This is a genomic window from Bacillus sp. SLBN-46 (assembly GCF_031453555.1).
Taxonomy (GTDB): domain Bacteria; phylum Bacillota; class Bacilli; order Bacillales; family Cytobacillaceae; genus Neobacillus.
This window is the reverse complement of record NZ_JAVIZM010000001.1, coordinates 3,127,601-3,152,418: the sequence shown is the minus strand read 5'-3', so window position 1 is coordinate 3,152,418 and position 24,818 is coordinate 3,127,601. Positions and strand designations below refer to the sequence as shown.

Sequence of the window (24,818 nt, the reverse complement as noted above, 5' to 3'; positions counted from 1 at the left end):
GTAAGTATACTGGATTTTGGGGAGAGGAAGAAATCGATTTTGTTAAAAAGGTTATGGAATGATAAGTGGGAACTCCTAGTAATGTTTGTTGGCTGGATAATTGTCTCTCTTACAAATTTACCAATAAATTTTTTGACCATCTTTGTGGTAACAATACTAGGATATTTACTGGGAGAACTAATTAGCTTTTTTATTTGGCTAAATAAAAAAGGAAAAAAATAAAAAGTTCATTAATTCCTGGTTCTATTACCGAGTGCAAGATAAGGTTGCTGAGGCAGCCTTTTTTTGCTTGTTCCACTAACGGGCAGGATTGTTTAAAAAGAAAAAATAATAATCAACCACTTACCAAATTATGGTATCGTTAGTATAGTGAACTTATTTTAGGAGTGAGAGGGTTATGGGGATAATTTACGGCTTAGTAGGTATATTGGGTCTATTTCTAATTATTGTTTATGCTGTCAGTTTTGGTATTGATAATTCTAAGCAGATTAAGCTTTTAAGGTCTGAACTTAAAGAAATAAAAAAAGAACTAAAAATATTTGGGGAAAATCATAAATAGGTTATGTTCTTATTCAACTAACGGGGGCGTTTGTTCAACAAGCTGCCAAAAATGGATATAAAAAACGGCTCAGTATGTGAACTGAGCCGTTTTATTTTTTATTTGCAAAAACAGATACAAAAGGCAGTACAAATTAGGCTACATTTTCGAGTTTTGCGACAGGAAACGGAACCCGTTAGAAAAACGGTGCCCTTTGTTTACTAAATTTAAGTTGTTTTATTTGAGACTTTTCTTACTAAAATCGGGTGCTTATAAGTGTTTTAATATAAAAACTCCCAATAAGAGAACCCCTTAAGGAATTCTCGCCACCTTTTTATATTATCTAATGGAACCATGAGGTAAAACGGCGTGCACACCTTTCGCACCGTTCACCACTTGAGTTATTCTCAGGTCAACCGCGACACTAGCTAAGGCCATAGCCTCTACCTTTTCTATACCATAAAACTCTTGGACCAGCTCAATCATATCATTCAAGGCAGTAGCAGCGGCCACATTCAAATCTTCGTTAAAACCAAAGGTAATCCAACCTGTAGGAGTCTTGGCTCGAGGCATGGTTAACTCCAAATCATCTCTGACAATCAACGTCACATCCACTAAGTCCATCGGACACTCAATCGCTGTCCCGGAAACCTCACCATCCCCCTGAAGGGCATGTCCATCCCCAATCGAAAATAATGCACCATCTACGCCAATCGGCAAATACAGGGTGCTGCCTTTGACTAATTCCTTGCAATCAATATTCCCGCCGCAATAACGAGGAGGGGAGGTGACATGAACCCCAGGTTCACTAGGAGCGACTCCCATTAATCCAATAAATGGTTGAAGTCCTACGTGGAAGGCCTTCCCGCCAATTTGGGCGGTCCCTGTCATCGTCGTTGCATTTAACTCCCAGTCCACCTGAATTCTTGCGGTTTCAGATAAGCCAACACTATCGTTCTGCCAATTCTTGAATCCGCCAGCCCAATTGCGCCCATACCAGCCTGGCACTACATCATTCAATTTTACCTCTAACACCATTCTAGGCTTTGCCCCACGAATAGCGATTGGACCAATCATCGGATGTCTACGATCTTCTTCATTAACCGCTGATTCAAAAACTACTCTTTCTTCATTTTTAGAACTAGAATATCCCCATTCAATATCAGGAGTTTTTACTTGTAAGGTGTCACCGGAATCAATTGTTAAAATAGGTTGGTAATCCTTGCTGAATGATCCGTGTAGATTTTCAGATTTTAAGTCTAGTTTATGTATCATGGTGTTTACTCCTTTAATAGATTAGATGGCTAAAGAGTGTTTCTGTACTATTTTATAATAACTAAAAACTTTTTGAAAAAACATAATTTTACCCATTTTTCTATCAAGTAGTATGATTCATATTGGGAAAATTTTAAATTTTACGTATTTTTAACACTCTATCAATAGTAGTGTGGTAATTTTATGAGGACTACACAAAAGGAGTGATAAAAATGACACGTCAACGCTTTTCTATCTTTGCAATAATCCTTCTACTTTTCTCTTCAACGCTCTTATCTGAATCACCTTTTGCATCAGCGGAGAATGCACTTGATCCTGCTCCACAGCTGCAGCCAGTTGGGACAGCAAATGGAAAGAAAATCTTATTTGATAATACACATGGGCAAACTGCTGGTGCAGCCGATTGGGTGTTGGATGGGAGTTTCTCTGATTTTGCCAATGCTTTAGCAAACAAAGGCTATTATGCAAAAGAACTGCGAAAAACAACTCCAATTACTTATGAGGACTTGCAAGGCTACAATGTATTTATTATTGGAGAAGCCAATATCCCTTACAAAAGTTCTGAACAGGCTGCCATGATCCAATATGTGCAGAATGGCGGAAGTATCTTTTTTATTGGAGACCATTATAACGCGGACCGCAACAAAAACCGCTGGGATGCATCAGAGGTCTTTAATGGCTACCGACGTGGTGCCTATTCCAATCCTGCAAAAGGAATGAGCACAGAGGAGGCTTCGTCTGCAGCCATGCAAGGAGTAACAGGTTCAGACTGGCTTTCAACCAACTTTGGGATCCGATTCCGATATAATGCGATTGGGGATGTAACAGCTAATGATATTGTGGCATCAAGTCAAGCGTTTGGAATTACTACGGGTGTCTCTACTGTTGCCATGCATGCGGGTTCTACATTAGCCATTACGGATCCATACAAGGCAAAAGGGATTGTCTATCTTCCTCCAACAACTACGGCTTGGGGCAATGCTGTCGATCAAGGAGTGTATAATGGCGGGGGGAGAGCGGAGGGCCCATTTGCAGCGGTTTCCAAGCTAGGATTAGGAAAAGCAGCATTTATCGGTGATTCTTCACCGGTAGAGGACGCGACTCCTAAGTACCTGCGTGAGGAAACAGGCACAGCGAAGACAACCTACGATGGGTTTAAGGAACAGAATGATGGTACATTGCTTGTGAATATCATCGATTGGTTAGCTAAACAAGAAAGCTACACAGCATTGTCTCAAGTGAGTGGATTGCAGCTTGATCAGCCAACTTCCTTACTATCAATGGAAAATCCCCAAACATCTACTGAGCCAGAAGCGGAACCTTGGGCAGCACCAGCGGCAGGCTATAAATGGTATGATACATCAACCTTTAAATCCGGGTCGTACGGCTATGGTTCTAGCGGATCTGTTGGGACAACTGTATTAACTGAAAAGTTTGAGTCTGGTACTAAAACGGCCTACTCTTCAGGAAATGTTACATTAGCAAGTGGTTCTTGGTATTTTAATAATGCTCTAATCGGTAATTTATCGACGGATAAGAAAACAGGGCTACAGTCAGCCCGTGTTCAAGCATCTGGATCCCTAACCATGAATTTTGATGTAAGTGGAGCAAAAAGTATAAAAATTTTCCATGCCAATTTTGGTAGCGATACAGGTGCAAGCTGGCAGCTGCAAATGTCCACCAATGGTGGCTCGACATGGACAAATATTGGGAGCACAAATACAAGTACGTCTACACTAACAGTTAAAACCTTCACCCTTAGTCAAACGGCTCCCGCCCGATTCCGAATTGTCGTTTCAGGAACAACAGGTAAAAGACTTAATTTCGATGATATTGAGATTAGTAATTAAAAAGGCGGCTGGATTTAGCTGGATCGTATTAAGTTAGTAGAAAATGAGTTAAATTTCAAATCAAGAGGAAACCCATTCATTAAAAAATTGAATGGGTTTCTTCATTTATTATTTCGTAAACAGATACTAGATAGTATATTTATAGTAATCCTGTGAGTGGTAGCTTCTAAAGCCACAAGATTCATACAGCTTTAAGGCATGTGCATTTTTAGCTTCGACCTCTAGAAAAACGGAGAGTCCTTTTTGGTTTTCCGTTTTTACAACCTTTGTTAATGCCTTTCTACCAATTCCTTTTCCCTGTAATTCAGGAAACACGGCAAAGCCATAAATCCAAGCTTCTCCATTTGCTTCATCCACGCGTATTTTTCCGGCAGTTTTTCCATCCGCTTCAATAATAAAGTTTTGATCCCTACTGTTTTCCCTAATCTGCTGATTGAACCGTCGTGCTTCGTCCTCATTAAATCCAAAGGCCGAGACTTCAAGCTGTATTTCTGCTTCGAAATCCTCTGTTGTGGTAGAAGGCCTTAAAGTAACAGAAGGATCCTCGGAAAGCTCCACATTGTGCCACTTCATTTGATATTCTGCTACATAAAACGTACAAGGGATCGCTGTTAAAAAATTCTTCGCCGATAGGGAGTTGCTTGGAGCATTTAATAAAATCTTCTTGATATTTCGCCTCTTAGCTTCCTCAATTCCTTTTTCAAGTAATCTAGTAAAAATACCTCTTCTGCGGTAATCGGGATGTACCATTCCGCAAAGCTCTACTTTATTGCCAAAATCATAACTACCAAGGAAACCGACAAGCTGGTCATCTTCATAATGAAGAAAGTCTTCTTTAACCTGTCCTGATCTATTTTTAAGCATGTCATAATTAAGCTTCAGTTGAAATCCTCCATCTTTCTCGCAAATCTCCTGAAGTTCTTTTATGCTAGCTAATTCTTCCTGTGTTAACATCGCATTCACCTCTATTTTTATAATCCTTTATGTTAATTCTTTTAGTCAGAGCGATTTTCCTTCTTTTATAATCTAGACAAGAATCATTGAAAGTTTACAGATAGGAAAATTAAATTTATTATAAAAAAGAGAATATTTAAAAAATACAAAAAATTATTACTTTAATCTATCTTATTTACTTTCTTTATTCAGGGGTGATTCGATGATAGCTCTTTTTAAAATGAATGATTTATATGAAGACAAAATAAAAAAATTATTACTAGATTTGGGATACCAAACTGCTAGTTTTTATTCAATTAACTCCATACTAGATCAAATTATGAATCCAATGGTTATTATAACACCTGCAATTTTTCAGAAAGAACTAGAGGGTCTTTCTTTTCCGATTATTCCTATCCCGATAACTATTGGAGATATAAGAAAGTCTATTAAGGTATTGTTTGAAATCCCAGAACAAAGAGAGTATTCATTTATAACATCAAATGAAGAAATCGAGTGGTTGAGAAAAGAATACGCGGAACATGTTGCAAATGATCAGATTCAAATCTCCTTTTTGACAGAAAAACAATCTCCTACAATTAAGCAAAATCATGTTTATTTAGCCCCAATATGGATGAAAGGCTTATTATCTAACCCACTAATTAAAAATTTACATTTCATAATGCCTTCTTTCACTTCTGTTATTCCTTTTTTACAGCTAGCAGGATCATTAACGAACTTAATTGAGGAAATGTTTAAAGAAAGGTATCAAGTAGATGCGATCGTCAATTCAACGCATGATGGAGTTGTTGCAATTGATAGAGCCGGAAAAATTAGATTGGTTAATGACCATGCAAAAATGATCTTAGGTGTTGATGAGGATATGAAGGGGCGAAACATCACAGAGTTCATCCCACAATCCGATATGTTACGAATTTTGAAAGCTGGGAAGATGGAAAGGGGAGATATTGCAACTGTAGGAGGTCGTCAAATTGTTATTAATCGATCTCCGGTTATCGTCAAAGGGAAAATTGTCGGAGCCGTTTCAAACTTCAAAGAAATTACAGATATTCAAAAAGTAGAATTACAACTCCGAAAAAAGCTTCATCAAAATGGCTTAGAGGCAAAGTATCGACTAAGTGATGTTATTGGGGAAACACAGGAAATAATCGAGGCAAAAGAGCTTGCAAGAAAATTTGCTGAAACAGAATCTACAGTTTTAATCACAGGTGAGTCTGGAACTGGTAAAGAATTATTTGCTCAAGGTATTCATTCTGCAAGTCATCGATCGCTCGGTCCATTTGTAGCTGTGAATTGCGCAGTACTGCCAGAAAATCTTCTTGAAAGTGAAATATTTGGATATGAGAAAGGCACATTTACAGGCGCTCTTAAAGAAGGAAAGCCGGGTTTATTTGAACTTGCACATGGTGGTACACTGTTTTTGGATGAAATTGGTGAGATTCCTTTACGAATTCAAGCTCTATTATTAAGAGTACTTCAGGAAAGAACGATTAGGCGTGTTGGCGGTGAGCGAATCATACCAGTCGATGTTCGGATCATTACAGCAACAAATCGAAATTTAGAGGAGGAAGTGGATGAGAAACAATTCCGTTCTGACTTATATTATCGTTTGAATGTACTAGCTCTGGAATTGCCTCCTCTTCGCGAGCGTTTAGCGGATATACCTAAATTAGTAGAGACCTTTCTATATGAATTTAATGAAAAAAGAAAAAATAAAATCATTACCGTTGAAAAGGAATTAATTGGTTTATTCCAGAAGTACGACTGGCCTGGTAATATTCGTGAATTAAGGAACACAATTGAACGGATGGTGGTCCTTGAAGAGAGTAATAGTTTAAGGCTTCAGGGAGCGAAATTTCTTTCTGAAAAAATAAGGAGAAAGAAGTTATCAGGAGAAGCTACAAATAAACAAAGTATTAAAAATAAGGAAAAAGAACTCATACTCACGACATTAGAAAAATTTGAGAATAATAAAAAGTTAGCAGCACAATCACTCGGAATAGACCGTTCCACCCTTTGGAGAAAAATTAAAGAATATAATATATGATGTTTCAAAAAGCAACTCTATGTTGCAGTTTAAAACATCGCCTTTTAAAAACAGGGATAAAAACCCTTGTTTTTTATTTGATAATTCTATCATTTCTGAATTTTTAACCTTGGCACGAAACTTGCACAATCTTAGTTATAACAGTTACGAGATTTTATTAGAATCATAGCCATACCAAAACGGAGGTTAAGAATGAATAGAATGTATATTAATGGAAAATGGGTGAAGTCCGTTTCAGGTGAGTTTATTTCATCTTATAATCCTGCCAATCATGAAGTTATTGGCACAGTTCCCAGGGGAGGAAAAGAAGATATTGATTTAGCTGTAGAAGCCGCGAAGAATGTATTTGAATCCAGTGAATGGCAATCATTAAAACCAAGTATAAGAGGAAATGCTCTTTATGAAGTTGCACGAAAAGTTCGTGAAAGATTTGAGGAGCTTGCCATGATTGAGACGTTGGACACAGGGAAGCCTCTTTCACAAGCTAGAAGTGATGTAGAAAGTAGTGCGCGCTATTTTGAGTATTATGCTGGTATGGCAGACAAAATGTTTGGAGAAACAATCCCAGTAGCGCCAAATGTGATTGACTATACGGTTCGGGAACCTATGGGGGTTTGTGCTCAAATTATCCCTTGGAATTATCCACTTCAGATCACATCTAGGGGTGTGGCGGCTGCCATAGCGGTTGGAAATACAGTCGTAGTGAAACCGGCTGAAGATACTCCATTGTCGGCAATAAAGTTAGCCGAAATATTTTCTGAAATAGAAGTCCTGGGAGGTGCTCTTCAAGTTGTAACAGGATATGGTTCTGAAGCAGGAGCAGCACTGGTGAATCATCCAGATGTCAATCATATCACTTTTACTGGTTCAGTTAGCACTGGTACGAGTGTTATGATATCTGCGGCTAAAAATATAGTTCCAGTAACACTGGAGCTGGGAGGGAAATCACCACAAATTGTTTTTCCTGACTGTGATCTAGATGAAACGGTTACATGGGTTACCCGTGCGATTATTCAAAACGCGGGTCAAACTTGTTCAGCCGGCTCCAGGTTGTTAGTTCACTCCAAAATTAAAGATGAAATGATTGCGAAATTGGCAGAGAGAATGAAAAGGATAAAAATTGGCCCTGGGATCAATGACAGTGAGCTGGGTCCAATTATTTCAAAGAGGCAGTTTGAGCGAATACTAGCTATGGTCGAGAGAGCAAAAGAGCTAGGTGCACGTGTCATTATTGGCGGAAAGCAAGCAATGGTAGAAGAGTTGGATGAAGGTTATTATTTTGAACCAACCATTATTGAAAATGTTTCTCCATCTAGTGAAATTGCTCAAGAAGAAGTTTTTGGCCCCGTATTAACCGTATTTGAATTTGATACCGAAGAGGAAGCTATTTACTTAGCAAATGGAACCTCTTATGGTCTCGTAACAGGAATTTGGACAAATGACCTATCACGGGCACATAGAATAGCCAGTAAAGTGAAAAGCGGACAGGTTTTTATCAATGATTATGGAGCAGCTGGTGGGGTAGAGCTTCCTTTTGGTGGCTATAAAAAAAGCGGAATTGGCCGTGAAAAAGGAGTAGAAGCTTTACAAAATTATACTCAATTAAAAAATATCGCGATAAAAATAAAAAGTGTTGATTAAATAAGAATCCCTAAAAAAGCTTAATCTAATTAGGTTGTTTTTAAAATAATTTAAATGAAAGGAGTGATAGATTTGCAGCACTTTTCAATTGCTTTAATTCCGGGGGATGGAATTGGCACAGAAGTGATGAATGAGGCCATAAAGATATTAAAAAAAGCGGAAGAGATACACGGCGGTATTACTATCTCTTGTGAATCTTTTGATTGGGGGTGTGAGTTTTATCTTCAAAATGGAAGAATGATGCCTGAGAATGGGTTAGATATTTTAAAAGATTTTGACGTTATTCTATTTGGGGCTGTTGGTGCAAAATCTGTTCCGGATCACATATCGGTCTGGGAGTTGATTTTGCCCATTCGCCGGAAATTTCAACAGTATGTGAATTTGCGGCCAATTAAGCTCCTTCAAGGTATAGAAAGCCCATTGAGGTATAAAACCCATGAAGATCTTGACTTCGTTGTCGTTAGGGAAAATACCGAAGGGGAGTATTCCAATATGGGCGGACGCGTTCATGAGGGAACCCCATATGAACTAGCTGTGCAAAATAACATATTTACAAGGTATGGTTCTGAAAGAATTTTAAACTATGCTTTTTCATTGGCAGAGAAAAGGTCGAAGAAGAACCTTACAGTGGCAACAAAATCAAATGCGATCAACTTTACCATGCCCTTTTGGGATGAGATGGTGAGAGAAATAGGCAATAATTATCCTGATGTAAAAACACAACTCTACCATGTTGATGCACTTGCTGCTTATTTTATTTCCAGACCTGAAGCCTTGGATGTGGTTGTGGGAAGTAATTTGTTTGGAGATATTCTAACAGATTTAGGTGCGGCTATCGTTGGAGGGTTAGGGTTGGCTCCGTCTGGCAACATCAATCCGGAGCGTATTTACCCCTCTATGTTTGAACCGATACATGGTTCTGCTCCAGATATTGCAGGAAAAGGGATTGCCAATCCAATCGCCTCTATTTGGAGCGTAAGTATTATGATGGACCATCTCGCACTCCCTGATGTAGGAAAGTTAATTCTCGATTCTATTGAAGGAGTATTAATAGATGGAAAAATAAGAACACCTGACCTAGGCGGTACTTCCACTACCATTGAAATGGGTGATGCAATCGTTTCAAAAATGGTTCAATTAAGCCTTAGCGCTAACTCTAAAAGGGATTATGAAATAAGGCCCTTTCAGAGTTAAAGATAGAATAGTAAATTTCTGGAGGTTTACAATCTATGACTATATTAAGTGGAAAGACGGCAATTGTAACCGGAGCAGGATCGGGAATGGGGAAAGCTATTGCCCTATTATTCGCAAATGAAGGGGCTAATGTAACGTTTGCTGATGTAAATTATGAATCTGCAAAAACAGCGGCAAGTTCAACGGGTCTAGAACGAGTGCAAGCCATTCAAGCAGATGTAACGAGTGATTCGGATGTTGCAAACATTGTGGATCAAACATTGGAAGCATATGGCGGATTGGATATTGTCATTAACTGTGCTGGTGTTCCACAATCCTTCACATCTATTGAAGAATTAACCTTGGAACAATGGGATTTAATTATGAACGTAAATACAAAATCCATTTTTTTAACTTCTAAATATGCTGTTCCGATCATGAAGCAACAAAAGAGTGGAAGTATTGTTAATATTGCTTCCATTGCTGGTATTAGAGCGAGACCAGGATTAAACGCGTATTGTGCATCAAAAGGGGCTGCCATCATGCTGACAAAAGCACTAGCACTTGAATTAGCTCCTTTTAAAATTAGAGTAAATGCCATCAATCCTGGCCCGGCTGATACACCTATGATTGGTAAATTCCTTGTAGGGGATGAAGATCAAAAAGAAGAGGGTATGAAAAAGATCTTTCAAGACAGTGTTCCATTGGGGTCGTTAATTCAACCAGAGGATATTGCCCAAGGTGCCTTATATTTAGCCTCTGATCTATCTAAGATTGTGACTGGAGAGGTTCTAAATATTGATGGAGGACGTGGGATTTAACACAAATCTATTGAGAGAGGAGTATAAAATGGAACCAATTATTCGTTTAGATAATGTATCGTTTGCCTACAAAATAAATGAAAAAACGAAAGTATCCGTTCTGAAGAATATCTCCTTTTCCATTTTCCCTGGAGAATATGTAGCAATCATTGGCCACAATGGTTCAGGAAAATCTACCTTATCCAAACACTTGAACGGGATCTTAACCCCGGATCATGGGGATGTCTGGGTTCACGGGCATAACACGAGAGAGATGAAAAAGAAACGGGATATTCGTCGAGCTGTTGGCACCGTCTTTCAGCATCCAGATAACCAAATTGTTGCGACAATCGTTGAGGAAGATGTAGCCTTTGGACTAGAAAACATTGGTGTAGCAAGAGAAGAAATGAAAAAAAGAGTGGATGAAGCTTTAAATGTTGTAAAAATGTCGGAGTTTCGCCACAGACCGCCACACCATCTATCAGGGGGACAAAAGCAGAGGGTCGCGATTGCCGGTGTGTTAGCAATGCAGCCGGATTGCATCGTTTTTGATGAAGCAACAAGTATGCTTGACAGCTTTGGCCGAAAAGAAGTTCTTCAGGTGATGAGAAAGATGAACGATATAGGGATGACCATTATTACGGTAACCCACCATATGTCCGAAGCAGCGGAAGCGGACAGGATTATCGTCATCGAGGGTGGGCAAATCGTCATGGACGGTCCCCCGCGTGAAATTTTTAAACATAAGCAGGAATTAGAGAATCTGCAATTAGAAGTGCCTTCTGTTAGCCAAATGGCCGAAGTGATTCACAGCCAACTTACCAATTTTTCAAGGGACTTAATCCAAGAAGAAGAGTTTATTGCGGAAGTAGAAAAATTATCCAAAGAGGAGGTGGGATAAAATGCCGGAGAGACCGATCATCGAAATAGAGAACCTATCTCATACGTATATGAAAGGGACCCCAATGGAGCATGTTGCTTTAAAAGGAGCCAATCTGTATGTAGAAGAAGGGGAATGCATTGCCATCATTGGCCATACTGGGTCGGGAAAGTCGACCTTAATTCAACACTTCAATGGTCTGATGCGTCCGGAATCCGGAAAAGTAATCATTGATGGGGAAGACTTATCAAAGAAAAAGGTAGATTTAAAAACGCTGAGACAGAAAGTGGGACTGGTTTTTCAAAACCCGGAGGATCAAATTTTTGAAAAGATCATTGGCGATGATATTGCCTATGGCCCCTTCAAATTAGGTCTTCCACTAAAGGAGGTGAGAGAGCGTGTTAAGTGGGCGATGGATGTTGTTGGTTTAGATTTTGAGGAAATGACAGACCGACAAACCTTTGCTTTAAGCGGGGGACAGAAACGGAAAGTAGCCTTAGCAGGGATTCTAGCTTTAAAACCAAAAATTTTAGTACTTGATGAACCGACAGCGGGTCTAGATCCAAGGTCAAGGAAGGAATTGCTTGAAAAAATTAAACGGTTAAACAAGGAAGAAAAATTAACCGTCGTTTTTGTGTCACACAATATGGAGGAGGTCGCAATGCTAGCTGACCGTGTCTATGTGATGGCAGGCGGAACCGATGTGTTATCAGGCACACCGAAAGAAATTTTTACGGATAAAGAAAAACTGCAGCGTCATCAAATCGGGACCCCCGAAACGGTACAGATCCTTTATCGATTAACCGATCTTGGATACCAAGTAAATACGGATGCCTTTTCCATTATTGAAGCAGCTGACGAAATTATGAAGGTACTTACCGGTAGAAAGGAGGGTTCGACACATGTCCAGCGAATTTGAAATATCCCGTAGTATAACAATCGGTCAGTACGTCCCAACGGGCTCGTTTATTCATCGATTAGATCCAAGAATAAAGCTTCTTTCTTTTGTCATTCTCGTGTTAGCAATTGCCTTTAATACGAGTTATATCGGAAATGCCATTGGTCTAGTCTTATCTCTTTATTTATTCTGGGCATCCAAAATTCCTATCAGCTATGGACTATCTGGTGTGAAACCAGCGATTCCTTTTATTATCATCTTGGCGATTTTGCAGTTGCTTTTTCAAGGACAGCTCTTTTCAGATGGTAGAGTGTATGTTGATTATGGTTTTATTTTAATCACCAGTGAAAGTATTCGATTGGTGGTTGTTTCAGCTGTTCGATTTGTTGAAATTATCTTCTTAAGCAGTGTTCTTACCTTATCTACTTCCACCACAGAATTAACACACTCCATACAAAGCTTATTGAGTCCGTTAAAAAAAATTCATTTCCCGGTCCACGAAATCTCTCTAATAACAACAATTGCGATTCGATTTGTCCCAACCTTTGCTATCGAGATGGAAAAAATGATGAAAGCACAAGCCTCAAGGGGAGCTGACTTTGGTACCGGAGACTGGTGGAGAATCATTCAAAGAACAAAAGAAATGTTTCCAATTATTATTCCATTATTTAATATCGCATTGTCAAGGGCTGAAGACCTGATTCTTGCCATGGAGTCTCGCTGTTATACGCCAGGGGGTGACAGGAGTTCCTTCTTCATGTATAAAGCCCTAACGAAGGACTATCTTGTATTATTGGTTGGGTTGTTATTCTCTGTACTACTACTTTTTTACCCGTTTCCTTTTTAATTTAAAAAAACAAAAACAAAAGGGGAGAAATTGAATGAAAAAGTCATTAACGGTTCGTGATATTGTCATTGCTGGTGTGCTGGGTGCGATTGCCATTCTTTTAGGGGTAACACGGTTGGGCTATATACCTGTTCCAACAGCAGCAGGGAATGCGACCATCATGCACATTCCTGCAATTATTGGAGGAATTATGCAGGGGCCAGTGGTTGGCTTAATTGTTGGAGCCATTTTTGGGATTTCTTCGTTCCTTAATGCAACAGTCCCTCTCTTTAAGGATCCTTTAGTTTCCATTTTACCTCGCTTATTGATCGGTGTGGTTGCCTGGCTTGTGTATGTTGGACTCCGCCGCAGAAGTGAATACGTTGCTGTTGGAGCAGCTGCATTTATCGGGACATTGTCGAATACGGTATTTGTGTTAACGATGGCTGTCATCCGCAATTATTTAACCGCAGGAGTTGCTTGGACCGTCGGAATAACAAACGGAATTCCAGAAGCCATTGTAGGTACGATTGTGACATTAGCAGTTGTATTAGCTTGGAAACAGATAGGGAAATCTCAAAAATCAAAGATATCTAAGGATGTATAAGGAATGTATGACCAAATCACGGATGTACCAGGTGTAAAAGTAGGCAATAAAGAAAATCAACAGGCATTGACGGGTTGTACAGCCATCCTTTTTGATGGTGGTGCAGTTGCGGGAGTGGACGTTAGAGGGTCCGCTCCCGGAACACGGGAAACGGACCTTTTAAACCCAGTTAATCTAGTAGATAAAGTGCATGCCATCTGTTTAAGCGGAGGCAGTGCGTTTGGTTTGGATGCCGCTTCCGGTGTGATGCAATTTTTGGAGGAAGAAGATATCGGTTTAGATGTGGGTGTTGCTAAGGTTCCCATTGTCCCAGCAGCAGTCTTGTTTGACCTTCCTCACGGTGACCCAAAGGTTCGACCAGATAAACAAATGGGGTATGAAGCAGCAAAAGCGGCAACAACTGAGATGTTTAACATGGGAAATTATGGAGCCGGCTGTGGAGCGACGGTTGGTAAATTAGCCGGTCTCGACTTTTGTATGAAGGGCGGTCTCGGAAGTGCATCGCTTCGCTTAAATAATGGTGTTGTGATTGGAGCGATTGTTGCGGTCAATCCAGTCGGAGATGTCCGTGAACCTTCCACGGGGGAAATTTTAGCAGGGCCGTATAAGGAGGGGGGGATTCTTGATAGTATCAAGCTCCTCGAACAAAACTATAGCCCCACCGTTCCAGCTGGGTCGAATACAACCATTGGAGTGGTTGCAGTAAATGCAGAATTAACGAAGGCAGAGGCAACAAAGGTTGCACAGATGGCACAGGATGGATATGCAAGAACGATTTTTCCAGCCCATACCATGTTTGATGGAGACACGATTTTTGCTGTTGCCACAGGAGGGGAAAGGATTCCAGTGGATGTTATTGGTGGCCTGGCAGCAAAGGTCATGGAGAGGGCAATTCTTAATGCGGTTCAATCCGCTGAAAGTGTTGGAGGAATTATCGCTCACAAAGATGTAGCTAAAAATCAATAAAACGGAGGGGTTCATGTTGGCTGTATATAATTATGTGGATGATCAGGAAGTTGTAAATTTGACTCAAGCTCTTGTTCGGATTCCAAGTGTTTACCGCCCACACGACCCTATGGGAAATGAAAGCAGAGCGGCACAGTATGTTTATGAATACCTAAAGGGTTTAGGGCTTGAGGTATATATCGAAGAAGTCGTCAAGGGGCGTCCTAATGTCATTGGTATTCTTGATTCCGGCAGACCTGGAAAAACGATTCTCTTTGAGGGACATACCGATGTAGTGACAGAGGGGGACTGGGATGCCTGGAGCTATGATCCATTTGGGGCCGTAATTGAAGGCGGAAGAATGTTTGGCAGAGGAACGAACGATACAAAAGGAAATCTATCAGCTGCGATTGCAGCGGTCCATGCTATTAAAAAAAGTAATGTGAAATGGAATGGAAAGGTTATTTTGTGTGTCCCTTGCGATGAGGAAGGCATGATGATTGGCATTAAGCATTTTATAAAACGGGGCTGGGCACAGGGGGTGGACGGTGCCATCATCTGTGAACCGGAGGAAAATCAAATCTGCATCACTCAAAAAGGGGCGATGAGAGCGGTAATTCGTACTTATGGAAAAATGGCTCATGGTGCCATGCCGCTAGCCGGGATCAATCCCAATACAAGAATGGCACAGATTATTTGTGAACTTATGGCACTCGAAGAGCAAGAAAAGCAGCGACTCGGTCATCACCAATATTTAGGTTTTCCAAGCATTACCCCAACAATTATTTTAGGGCCGGAAAAAGGTGAGCCGCAAATCAATGTCATTCCTGATCATTGTTATAGTGCCATGGATATACGCACAGTACCTGGACAGAACCACGACCAGTTGCGGGCTGATATGGAGAAAATTTTAGCTCGACTGGGTTCCAAGGATCCAGACTTTAAAGCCACAATAGAGGTGATTGAAAGTCGGCCTTGGACAGAAACGAGTTTGGAGGATCCGATTGTGAGGGCTAGTGTGGAATCATTCCGTTCAGTTGCCGGAAAGGATCCGATTTATAATGGCGTACCAGGGGCCACAGACGGAACCTTCCTTCACCTAGCTGGTATTCCTATTGTCACAACAGGAGCGGGTGACCGTCATATCCCCCATCAAATCAATGAATATATTGATGTAGCAGAATTAGTGGAAGCATCAAGGATTTATGCCCAGACGGCGATGCTGTTTTTGAATGAGTAACAGTAACACAATAGATTGTAAAAAGTCTCTTCCTATCATTAGGAGGAGGCTTTTTATTTCTAGAGCTAGATAAGAAGGAGTAATGTCCAACTCTATATTCAAGTATGTCATAATGAAGCTTCAGTATAAGGAAAATTATCTTATAGATTTGAAAATGCTGGTTTGCTATAGTTATATAAAAAAAGGAGTGACCGCTATGGAATTTAACGATGTAATACACGGGCACAGATCTATCCGAGAATACGAAGATAGGGAAGTCAGTCAAGAACTGCTGGAACAAATTTTAGATGCCGGCATTCGTGCCTCTTCAAGTGGCAATATGCAATCTTATTCCATTGTTGTCACAAAAGACAAAGACCTTAAGAAAAAATTATACACCGCACATATGGACCAATCGATGGTAGTGGATGCACCGATTCTATTAACTTTTTGTGCTGATTTTAATAGAATGAGAAAATGGCTTGCGTTGAATGATGCACCGGTACAATTTGATAATTTTATGAGCTTTATGATTGGTGCCATTGATGCGACGTTGGCAGCACAAAACTGTGCCCTGGCCGCAGAGAATGCTGGGCTGGGCATTTGCTATATGGGCTCAACGCTAGCCAATTGCGATCAAATTGGTGAGCTGCTAAACTTACCACCAAATGTCGTACCAGTTGTGGGTTATTCATTAGGGTATCCTACAGAAAACCCTGCTCCACGTGATCGACTACCAAGACATGGACTTGTTCACTATGATCAATACCGTGATTATTCGGATGAAGAAATTCTAGAAATCTACAAAGAGAGAAATGAAAAAGGCTGGAAACGTTACATGGACGTCCCTAGGCTTAAGGAAATGACAGAACGATTAGGATTAAAGAATCTTGCTCAAATTTATACTATTGCCAAATATACGAAAGAATCTCATCACGAGTTTTCACAAACCGTGCTGAAATACTTAGAGAGCCAGAACTTTATGAAAAATGAGTGATACATATTAACCTATAGAGTGGGATTGATGTAACCAATCCCACTCTAGTATTTCACCATTAACTTAATTGCTCTTTGTTTTTATAACTTGACTAGGAATAAAGATTTAGTTTATTCTAATTATTCGTGCTTCCCAAATAGTAATGAGCGGTGAGGAGTGAATAAGATGAGCGCCAAAGATCAAGTGACTGTCCGTGACCATAAAGACTATCAAGCAGAAATAGAGCGCCTGGAGTTTACAAAGGAATACATACGAACGGTTTTAGACATTTCAAAGGGTAATAAAGAATTTTTCGTTGAAAATATGAAACAATCTTTTGCCGAGCTGAATTCTCGTGATAGCAGTACGAGCTACACGGATCTTCTTGCGAATGCCAGTTTTCTGGAATTAGCTGCAAGTGAACTGAAAAGGTTAGAAAGCGTAATTGGTAAGCCTTATTTTTCAAGGATTGACTTTACAAGTCACTCTACGAACAAGGAAGAAGTTTTATACATAGGCAAAGTATCCTTGTTTGATCGCGTGACACAGCAGCCCATTATTGTGGATTGGAGGTCTCCGATTGCTAATGTCTACTATGACGGACGGCTGGGAGAGGTGTCCTATGATGCATATGGGGAGGAACAATCAGGTTACTTATCCTTAAAGAGGCAATATGACATCGTCGAGGGACTATTAAAAGACATTAGAGACATTGATCTAACCACCCACGATGAACTTTTGCAGAAATCATTGTCTGGAAAAGCAGACAATCGTTTAACAGAAATCGTGGCAACGATTCAAAATGAGCAAAATGAAGTGATCCGAGCATCTCTGAAGCACCCGCATAATCGTTCAAGGGGCCGCCGGAAGCGGGAAAACAACTATCGCACTCCATAGAATCTCCTACTTTCTTTATTCCTTTGGGTTTCAATTTCCTCCAGAAAAATTAATGATTCTCGCACCAAACCGCCTGTTTATTGACTATATCTCAGCCGTCTTACCTGAATTAGGGGTCAATAAGATCAATCAAACCACCTATATCGATTTTATGAGAAGTTGCCTAGGCCAAAAAATAAAACTATTTTCCCCAAACTCCAAGCTAATGAAGCTCCTTGAAAATAACGGAGCAAATAAATCGATTCAATGGGTGTCTAGCTATAAAGGTTCACTAGAATTTAAGGAACTGATCAATCGTTTTATAAAGGATTTGGAAAATAAGCTTGCCCCAGAAAAGGATTTTGTCGTTGAAAATTCCGTACTTATGAAGGGACAGAAACTCAAAAAACTTTTTCTAAAAGAATATACGTACTTACCAATCTATAAAAGGCTCGGGAAAATAAAAAACCTATTAGAAGATGATGTGAAAAAGAAGAAATCCATCATGCTATCGAATCTTCACAAAAAATATGAAGAAGCCCTCGATAAGGCTCTTTATAACACAAAGATGAAACCTGAAAAAAGAAAGCAAATCGTGGTTAGTTTAATGGAGAGAAAGGAAGAACGAAAAAAGAGAGTGGAGCAGGAGGCAAAGGTCGCTGTAAAAAGATATATGGATGCGTTTGTCATGAAAGATATTTTTACCTTGTATAAGGAACTAATGTCTTCCCCTGAAACGATTAAAAAGCATTCCACTACTCTTACAAATCAAGAGTGTAAGCTTCTAAGTAAATATTGTCAGCGAATCTTTACTCGAGGAGCCTACGAGCTTGAAGATTTGGCACCGTTGTTTTTTATGAAGGTAAAACTGGAAGGCATCGATGAAAAATATAAGATGCGCAGTATTTTTATTGATGAAGCGCAGGATTACAGCTATTTCCAATTTGCAGCATTAAAAGAGGGGTTTGAAACGGATTTGTTCACCATTGTGGGAGATTTGGCACAAGGCATTCATTCCTATCGCGGCTTGAATAGCTGGACACCTTTATTGAAAGAAATCTTCCCGAATGCAAATTATCAAGCCTTACAAAAAAGCTACCGGACAACTGTAGAAATTATGAATTTGGCAAACGATATCCTGAAGCTGATTGACCAAGACCTGCCAAAGGTTGTACCCGTCATTCGTCATGGTGATAAACCACGCTATATAAGGATTGACCCTACGAATCTCGAACATGTGAGGCTGCAGCTGGAACAAGATATATCCACACTCAAAAAGGAAGAGCTGCACTCAATCGCGATTATTGGTCGTACCGAAAGAGATTGTCAAAGGATTCATCAGCTTTTTGAAGATAGTTATCTTCCGATTCAGTTGTTAGAGGAAAAAGAAGAAATGAAGAAGGGACATATCGTGATTTTACCTTCTTATTTGTCAAAAGGGTTGGAGTTTGATGCTGTTTTGCTTGTCTGCTTAGAGGAACCGTATTCTGAAGTAGATCTAGATATCAAATTGTTGTACGTTTCGATGACTAGGCCGATGCATCGGTTGTATTTATTTGGGAAAGAGCCGGCAGACTTCTTATTAAATAGTGCGGATACTTTACACTTCGAATCATAATGGCTAGGGGGCAGTTCCCAAAACGTAAAAGTGAAAATGAAAATTGCCGTAATGCGAGGGGGGGTGTTCTCCCTCTTCCTTTTATATTAAAAAAATGTGTATAATAATAGTAAAATTTCATAGATATTAGGAGCTGCTAAGATGAAATATTACCCTACGCCAATTGATACATCGAAAATAGAATTAAGTTCTGAAATTCAGGAACTTACTGAGGTACTTGCTGAAAATACACATGATTTATGGGCACAGCAAAGAATCAAAGAAGGCTGGAGATATGGGACTAATAGAGATGATATTCAAAAGACACATCCAGGGTTAAGGCCATATAACCAATTAACAGAAACTGAAAAAGAATATGATCGAATTACGGCAATGAATACGTTAAAAGCTATGATGGCATTAGGATACAAAATAGAAAAGAAAGAGAATTAATGCATGAAACGTAATAAAAAATTATTATTTGCATTTAGTTGTTTAACCATATTAGGAATAATCCCTTGCTACTTTCCAATATCTAACAGTTACTTAAATGAGCTAGTTACACTTGTTTTTTTACTTGCTGGAATAATTGGAATGGGAAACATCTTACTAGGTTTATTAAAGCCTTCATTGAAAAATAAGTCGCAAATTCTGTTATTTTTTATGTCGATCATTTGCGGTTTTATAGGATATACGTTAGCTCTAGAACCGAAAAACTACTTAAATAATCTCTATTATACTGCTAAGCTATTTACCATTAGTGTAGAACCAATCGGTTCAGCTAAGAATCAAATAGGCTATCAATATTCACTTTGGATTGAGTTAGCAAGATGGTCCGCCGTTTTATTTATTACCTCAGCAGTGCTTTCTAAATTGTATAATGTTACCTCAGATTCATTCGGGCGAATAAAGATTGTCATCTATAGAAAGCTATTAAATAAACGACATGTAGTCATTAGTGGTATGAATGAAGCTTCCGTGTTATTAGCGAAGGATTTGAGACGTAAAGAGGAATTAGTGGTGATTATTACGAGTCAAGGAGATCATCCCCAAATCCCTTCTCTCCGCGAAAATGGTGTCACTTTTGTATTTGGTGAAGCGCTAGAAACTTATGTATTAAAAAAGGCGAATGTGTTGGAATCGTCCCACCTAATACTTATGGATCACAATGAAGCAAAGAACATTGATGTTTTTATGAAGGTAAAGTCACTTATTAAACAGGAAAATAAAATTAAGAAACATAAGGTAAACGTTTTTTTACATATTAAAGATGAAACATTTCATTCCATATTTGAAGAAATTGAGAACGAGATTATTGAGCTGGACGTACTTAGGCAGAGCTTGGATTTTCATTTGTTTAATCTTAACAAGCTTAAAGCAAAAATTTTATTTGAAGACCATCCTCTATATGAAAGCGGTAAAATAAATATTAGAAGCAAGAATGAAATTGATGTTGCCCATCTATTAATAGTCGGGTTTGGGAATACAGGGCAACAAGTTCTTTTACAGGCTGCAAGGTTAGGCCATTTCATCAATCGACAAAAACTCCATGTTACCATTGTAGACAAGAATGCAGATGCAAGGAAAAGTTCATTTCTTCGTCGGAATAAATTCATAGAAAAAGTATGCAAAATCAACTTTATTACAATGGATATTGATAGTGAAGAATTTAAAAAAGAAATGTTTGAAGTGAATGGGAAAGAGATTACGTATATCGTTATCTGTTTAGAATCTGACCACTTAGATTTCATCAGTAGTATGTTCCTACATGAAGAATATAAGGACATTCCAATTTTACTGGAGGTAAGAGATGATATTAAACTGGCAAATTGGATTCATATCAACTCTAAAAAATTTCAAAACCTCTATTGTTTCGGTGATTTACGAGAGATTGTCAGTAAAGAAGTTATTATTGATGAAAAACTTGATAATCTAGCAAAGGCAATCAATGACTTCTATCGTCAGGAAAATAGTAACGGGTATGAATGGGATCAGTTAACCACATTTCTGAAAGATTCCAACCGTTCACAGGCCGATCATATTCATACGAAACTTCAAACACTCGGACTTGAAATGAAAGAAAAGGGTCAAGTTTTAGAGGATGATATCGTTTTAAATGAAACGAAATATCTCCAAATGTGTCGTCCTTATTTAGAAGATTTGGCAATTGCTGAACATAATCGTTGGTGTGCGTTCCATTATCTTAAGGGGTGGAACACGAAAATGACCGATTTATCGGTTGAAAACCATCGTGATGAACACAATAAATTACATGCTGGACTTGTTGAGTGGGAAAGACTTGTTGAGTTGTCTAGTGCAGACAAAGATTACCAGGATAATAACAGGGACACAATAAGAAATATTTATAAAATATTAGATTTTAATGACTATGTTATTTGTGAAAAAAATTAGTTTATCTACACAATAAAAATAAACAGCTAAGGTCTATTTGTATAGAACTTGAGCTGTTTATTTTTGTTAGAAGAGAAAAGTGCTAAGAGACTAAGTTGAAAATATTAGTAAAATCTTTTTTTATTTTTTGAAATTCTGGATGAGAAGGCCCTAATAGTGATTGCCTGCGACTAAATGCATGATCCAGCTGTTCTTTTCTCTCTAAAGATTGATCCATAATAAACTGAATTTTTGCCAATTCATATTCACATGCTGATATAAAATCCTCATGGGAGGGAAGGGTAGCTTTACATTGAGTAATCGCTTGAAGTAATAGATCTACTGCCTCTTCAAAACGGTTTGTTTTTGCATAGACAATTGCTAAATTCTTTACTATATGAATTTGATAAGCAATTTCAGTTTTCTCTTGTCTTAATAAACTTTGGTTAGCTTCGATTAATAAAAGCTCTGCCTGCTCAAGTTCACCCATTTTATAAAGTGTTTCTGCAACATAGTTCAGAATAAAAGCCGTATAAGGATGCTTTCTTCCGAGAGTCGTTGTGTAATTATCTAATGTCTGATTAATCAGGTCATAGGCTTCATTAAACTTTTCTTCCTGTAATCTAAGTTTAGCTAATGTTCCAATACTTTTAGCGGTCCGGTGATGATTTTCGCCTAGAACCGTCTTAAATGTATGGATCGCTTCCAAAACCAGTTTTTCCGCCTCTTGATATTCGCCTAACCAAATATTGGTCTGTGCTAAGCTATCTTTGGTGATGGCTGTTTCAGGGTGTTCCTCCCCAAATAGCTTACGCTGCATAGTATAGGCATCAATTAAGTTTTGAGATGCCTCATTATACAATCCGTAATACATTAATTCACGGCCATGTAAATATTTAGCAGCTGCTAGCTCTGGGGTAGGATAATCATATAGTTCCTCTTGGATTTCAATGGCCAGCTTGACTTTTTCTTCACTTCTTTTGTAATTTCCACTCTGGCTTAGAACATCTGAGAGTTGAAAAGATGCTCTAGCTGTTTGAATCGTATTTTTTCCGAGTTTTTCGAACGTTAAGGAAAAAATCTTCTCTGCAAACTCAACTGCTTGATCAAGCTGGAGGGTCATCATTAGTGCATATAATAAGTTTTTGCTTAATTCACTAGTAAGTGGATCCTCTACAACAAATAGGGACTCAAATTGGTGAAGAAATGGCTGATTTAATGATACAGCTTCATTGTATTTCCCCATTTTAATAAATAAAGATGTAATTCTATTTATTTGCTGTAGGTGTAGAGTGTCTGGGTCATCATTCGATTCTATACTTGCAATATAGCTTTCTACAGGATCATACATTTTGGAAAGGATTGACCAATATTGTAATATTTCATATTCCTTATTAGCTTGAATATGACTGATAAACTCCTTATCCGTCAGGCACTTTTTCAGTCCCTCGTAATCTTCTGATTTTAAATAGTGGTATGGTAATTCCTCTAGTACTCTTTGGCTCATCTTTTCGTTTCTAAAATAGGAAGCTAGGACTTTATGATAGAAAGAGCGATCCGATGTTTGATTAACATATCTATTTTCCACAGCTTTTCTAAAATAATCATGAAAGAAATCCAATACACCATCTTTATTCATAAAGTGATAGTCTAATACTAATAAAATTCTAGACAGGTTCAAACGGGTTAAGTGTTTTCCGTTATCAATTGAGATTATTTCATTTTCAGATAGACCCCTGCGAGATGTGAAAATATACATCATCAATGACTGGATGATTTCTTTTCCATAATCATTTTCTAATCGTTCCAATACAATCTGAAAAAGTTCATCTGTAGAACTTACGCTTAAGTAATGGTCAATTCTTTCGTTAATCTTTTCAAAGTTTCCAAAGATTCTTAGTTCATCTAGTACGGTTTTAAGGAAAATTGGGATGGAACACTTTTCATCCTTAATAATTTTATTAAGCTGTTTAGTAGTGAGTTTTTTTCCATACATATTTAAATAAGAGGTGATTAAGTTTTCTTTTTCAATGTCTGTTAATGGATGCAAATTCAACTTCTCCCACTCGTCATAGGAGCCTTTGCTATTATCAGGAATGGTACTAACAACTAGCTTGACATGCGCCGGTAATCGATCAGGTAACCAACTTAATCCTTTTTCATTCGATTCCAATTGATTAACAGCATCAATCATTAAAATAATTTGCTCACCCTTGGAATACAATAGCCAAGTAGATAATTTACTCTTTAACTCTTCTAAAGTATCAGGAATCGATTCGTGAATATTGTAACGTTGTTTCAACTCTACGAAGATACGCTTCATAATATCCGTTGCCCAATATCCAGATGAAACAGCTCCAACATAATGGGTAAAAACAAATAGATTATTAGAGTGATTGCCTAAGCGATGGGCCCAATTGGCAATTAACGCACTTTTTCCCGTGCCTGATTCACCTGTAATTAGAAGCTTAGAGGATTTAGATTGTAAAAAATTATCAAGCTCACGATAGTATGATTCATTGTCAATGTAGATGATTCTTCTTGTATGAGCAAAAACATTATGAAGTCGTCTCTCTTGCTCTACAGCGGAAACGACTTGATTGAGATTTGGATATTCTCGATCAAGCATTCTGACAAAATGATCGATCACTGCATTACTTAGTTCTTGAACATTTGTAATTCCAGCTTTATACGGGTAGCCTGACACTTTGATTTTATTAATCAGCTGTTCCAGCTTGGAACTCGCAAGATTAGTATCGTTCATCTCTTTGATATAGAAGGATGCTTCGCTCTTCTGTGCCTTTTGAAGTGCATACATAAATTCCATCTCAGTAATGGACATTTCTTCATTAACATATTCTTTTATGTATTCAGAATACTTTTCTAACAATAATGGATCTTTCTTTACATCTGCATCTGTTGGGATCCATCCATAACGGTCGCCTATTATACCTATAAAATAAGGTCTGCATTTGTCAATTTCTTCAAAGCAGATACGGATGACTTGGCCGTTCTCTGCTTCTTCCTCAGGGATACCCCAACGCAGGTCTACGTCAACTAAAGTAAGCCCTCTTTCCAAACAGATTCTACGAAGTTCAGGAAATGTATTTTTACTCAAATAGTCCCGTTCTCTTTGTAAATCTTGAAAGGTGGAAGAGATAAATAGCCTAATTTCATTCTCATTATTCACACCAAATTCACCTCAATAAAGAATCTATCTATAAGACATTTTACCCTAGTTTATGTGGATGTGCACGCTTTAATGAGCTAAAGTTGATGAAAAGGAAAAATATGTAAGGGTGTTATATTGATCCAAATTTTTTCC

Annotated in this window: 20 protein-coding genes; 17 read left to right on the top strand and 3 right to left on the bottom strand. The window is 38.6% G+C overall.

Annotated elements, in window-relative coordinates:
• Positions 1-397 precede the first annotated feature (397 nt).
• Positions 398-559 carry a hypothetical protein gene (locus QFZ87_RS16120; RefSeq protein ID WP_309863319.1) on the top strand — a complete coding sequence of 54 codons (162 nt, stop codon included), beginning with the start codon at positions 398-400 and terminating at the stop codon, positions 557-559.
• A 318-nt stretch (positions 560-877) separates the two neighbouring features.
• Here QFZ87_RS16120 and QFZ87_RS16115 read toward each other — a convergent pair whose 3' ends face one another.
• Positions 878-1,813, bottom strand: a complete 936-nt coding sequence (locus QFZ87_RS16115; RefSeq protein WP_309863317.1) for an acetamidase/formamidase family protein — start codon at positions 1,811-1,813, stop codon at positions 878-880.
• A 212-nt stretch (positions 1,814-2,025) separates the two neighbouring features.
• Between QFZ87_RS16115 and QFZ87_RS16110 the strand changes: the two genes are divergently transcribed.
• Positions 2,026-3,663 (top strand): Ig domain protein group 2 domain protein, encoded by a 1,638-nt coding sequence (locus QFZ87_RS16110; RefSeq protein ID WP_309863313.1) that lies wholly within the window; start codon positions 2,026-2,028, stop codon positions 3,661-3,663.
• Between the two features lie 126 nt (positions 3,664-3,789).
• On the opposite strand, the gene QFZ87_RS16105 is transcribed toward QFZ87_RS16110, so the two are convergent.
• Positions 3,790-4,617, bottom strand: a complete 828-nt coding sequence (locus QFZ87_RS16105; RefSeq protein WP_309863311.1) for a GNAT family N-acetyltransferase — start codon at positions 4,615-4,617, stop codon at positions 3,790-3,792.
• A gap of 202 nt (positions 4,618-4,819) precedes the next feature.
• On the opposite strand from QFZ87_RS16105, the gene QFZ87_RS16100 reads away from it, so the two are divergent.
• From QFZ87_RS16100 to QFZ87_RS16030, 15 genes are all read left to right on the top strand, one after another.
• Positions 4,820-6,664 (top strand): sigma-54 interaction domain-containing protein, encoded by a 1,845-nt coding sequence (locus QFZ87_RS16100; RefSeq protein ID WP_309863308.1) that lies wholly within the window; start codon positions 4,820-4,822, stop codon positions 6,662-6,664.
• 192 nt (positions 6,665-6,856) lie between these two features.
• Entirely contained in the window at positions 6,857-8,305 is a 1,449-nt protein-coding gene (locus QFZ87_RS16095) for an aldehyde dehydrogenase family protein (protein WP_309863305.1), read from the top strand.
• A gap of 72 nt (positions 8,306-8,377) precedes the next feature.
• Positions 8,378-9,499, top strand: coding sequence for a tartrate dehydrogenase (locus QFZ87_RS16090; RefSeq protein WP_309863302.1), 1,122 nt, complete (start codon positions 8,378-8,380; stop codon positions 9,497-9,499).
• Between the two features lie 35 nt (positions 9,500-9,534).
• A complete protein-coding gene (locus QFZ87_RS16085) occupies positions 9,535-10,299 on the top strand; it encodes an SDR family NAD(P)-dependent oxidoreductase (RefSeq protein ID WP_309863300.1) in 765 nt (254 codons plus the stop codon).
• Positions 10,300-10,327: 28 nt separating this feature from the next.
• Positions 10,328-11,179: an energy-coupling factor transporter ATPase gene (locus QFZ87_RS16080; RefSeq protein ID WP_309863297.1), complete on the top strand. Its 852-nt coding sequence runs from the start codon at positions 10,328-10,330 to the stop codon at positions 11,177-11,179.
• A 1-nt stretch (position 11,180) separates the two neighbouring features.
• Positions 11,181-12,077 (top strand): energy-coupling factor transporter ATPase, encoded by an 897-nt coding sequence (locus QFZ87_RS16075; protein ID WP_309863294.1) that lies wholly within the window; start codon positions 11,181-11,183, stop codon positions 12,075-12,077.
• On the top strand, positions 12,061-12,903 hold the full coding sequence (locus QFZ87_RS16070) for an energy-coupling factor transporter transmembrane component T family protein (RefSeq protein WP_309863291.1): 843 nt from the start codon (positions 12,061-12,063) through the stop codon (positions 12,901-12,903). Before QFZ87_RS16075 ends, QFZ87_RS16070 begins: the two co-directional genes overlap by 17 nt.
• A gap of 34 nt (positions 12,904-12,937) precedes the next feature.
• Positions 12,938-13,489, top strand: a complete 552-nt coding sequence (locus QFZ87_RS16065; RefSeq protein ID WP_309863287.1) for an ECF transporter S component — start codon at positions 12,938-12,940, stop codon at positions 13,487-13,489.
• A gap of 3 nt (positions 13,490-13,492) precedes the next feature.
• A complete protein-coding gene (locus QFZ87_RS16060; RefSeq protein ID WP_309863286.1) occupies positions 13,493-14,455 on the top strand; it encodes a P1 family peptidase in 963 nt (320 codons plus the stop codon).
• 13 nt (positions 14,456-14,468) lie between these two features.
• Positions 14,469-15,674 carry a M20 family metallopeptidase gene (locus QFZ87_RS16055; protein WP_309863282.1) on the top strand — a complete coding sequence of 402 codons (1,206 nt, stop codon included), beginning with the start codon at positions 14,469-14,471 and terminating at the stop codon, positions 15,672-15,674.
• A gap of 112 nt (positions 15,675-15,786) precedes the next feature.
• Complete coding sequence (locus QFZ87_RS16050; RefSeq protein WP_309863278.1) at positions 15,787-16,650, top strand: nitroreductase family protein; 864 nt, start codon at positions 15,787-15,789, stop codon at positions 16,648-16,650.
• Positions 16,651-16,815: 165 nt separating this feature from the next.
• Positions 16,816-17,526: a helicase domain-containing protein gene (locus tag QFZ87_RS16045; RefSeq protein WP_309863275.1), complete on the top strand. Its 711-nt coding sequence runs from the start codon at positions 16,816-16,818 to the stop codon at positions 17,524-17,526.
• Entirely contained in the window at positions 17,474-19,123 is a 1,650-nt protein-coding gene (locus QFZ87_RS16040) for a HelD family protein (protein WP_309867921.1), read from the top strand. The genes QFZ87_RS16045 and QFZ87_RS16040 overlap by 53 nt, the downstream gene beginning before the upstream one ends.
• A gap of 141 nt (positions 19,124-19,264) precedes the next feature.
• On the top strand, positions 19,265-19,555 hold the full coding sequence (locus QFZ87_RS16035) for a RyR domain-containing protein (protein ID WP_309863272.1): 291 nt from the start codon (positions 19,265-19,267) through the stop codon (positions 19,553-19,555).
• 3 nt (positions 19,556-19,558) lie between these two features.
• Positions 19,559-21,514 (top strand): NAD-binding protein, encoded by a 1,956-nt coding sequence (locus tag QFZ87_RS16030; RefSeq protein ID WP_309863268.1) that lies wholly within the window; start codon positions 19,559-19,561, stop codon positions 21,512-21,514.
• 82 nt (positions 21,515-21,596) lie between these two features.
• On the opposite strand, the gene QFZ87_RS16025 is transcribed toward QFZ87_RS16030, so the two are convergent.
• Positions 21,597-24,683 carry a tetratricopeptide repeat protein gene (locus tag QFZ87_RS16025; protein ID WP_309863264.1) on the bottom strand — a complete coding sequence of 1,029 codons (3,087 nt, stop codon included), beginning with the start codon at positions 24,681-24,683 and terminating at the stop codon, positions 21,597-21,599.
• Positions 24,684-24,818: the final 135 nt, after the last annotated feature.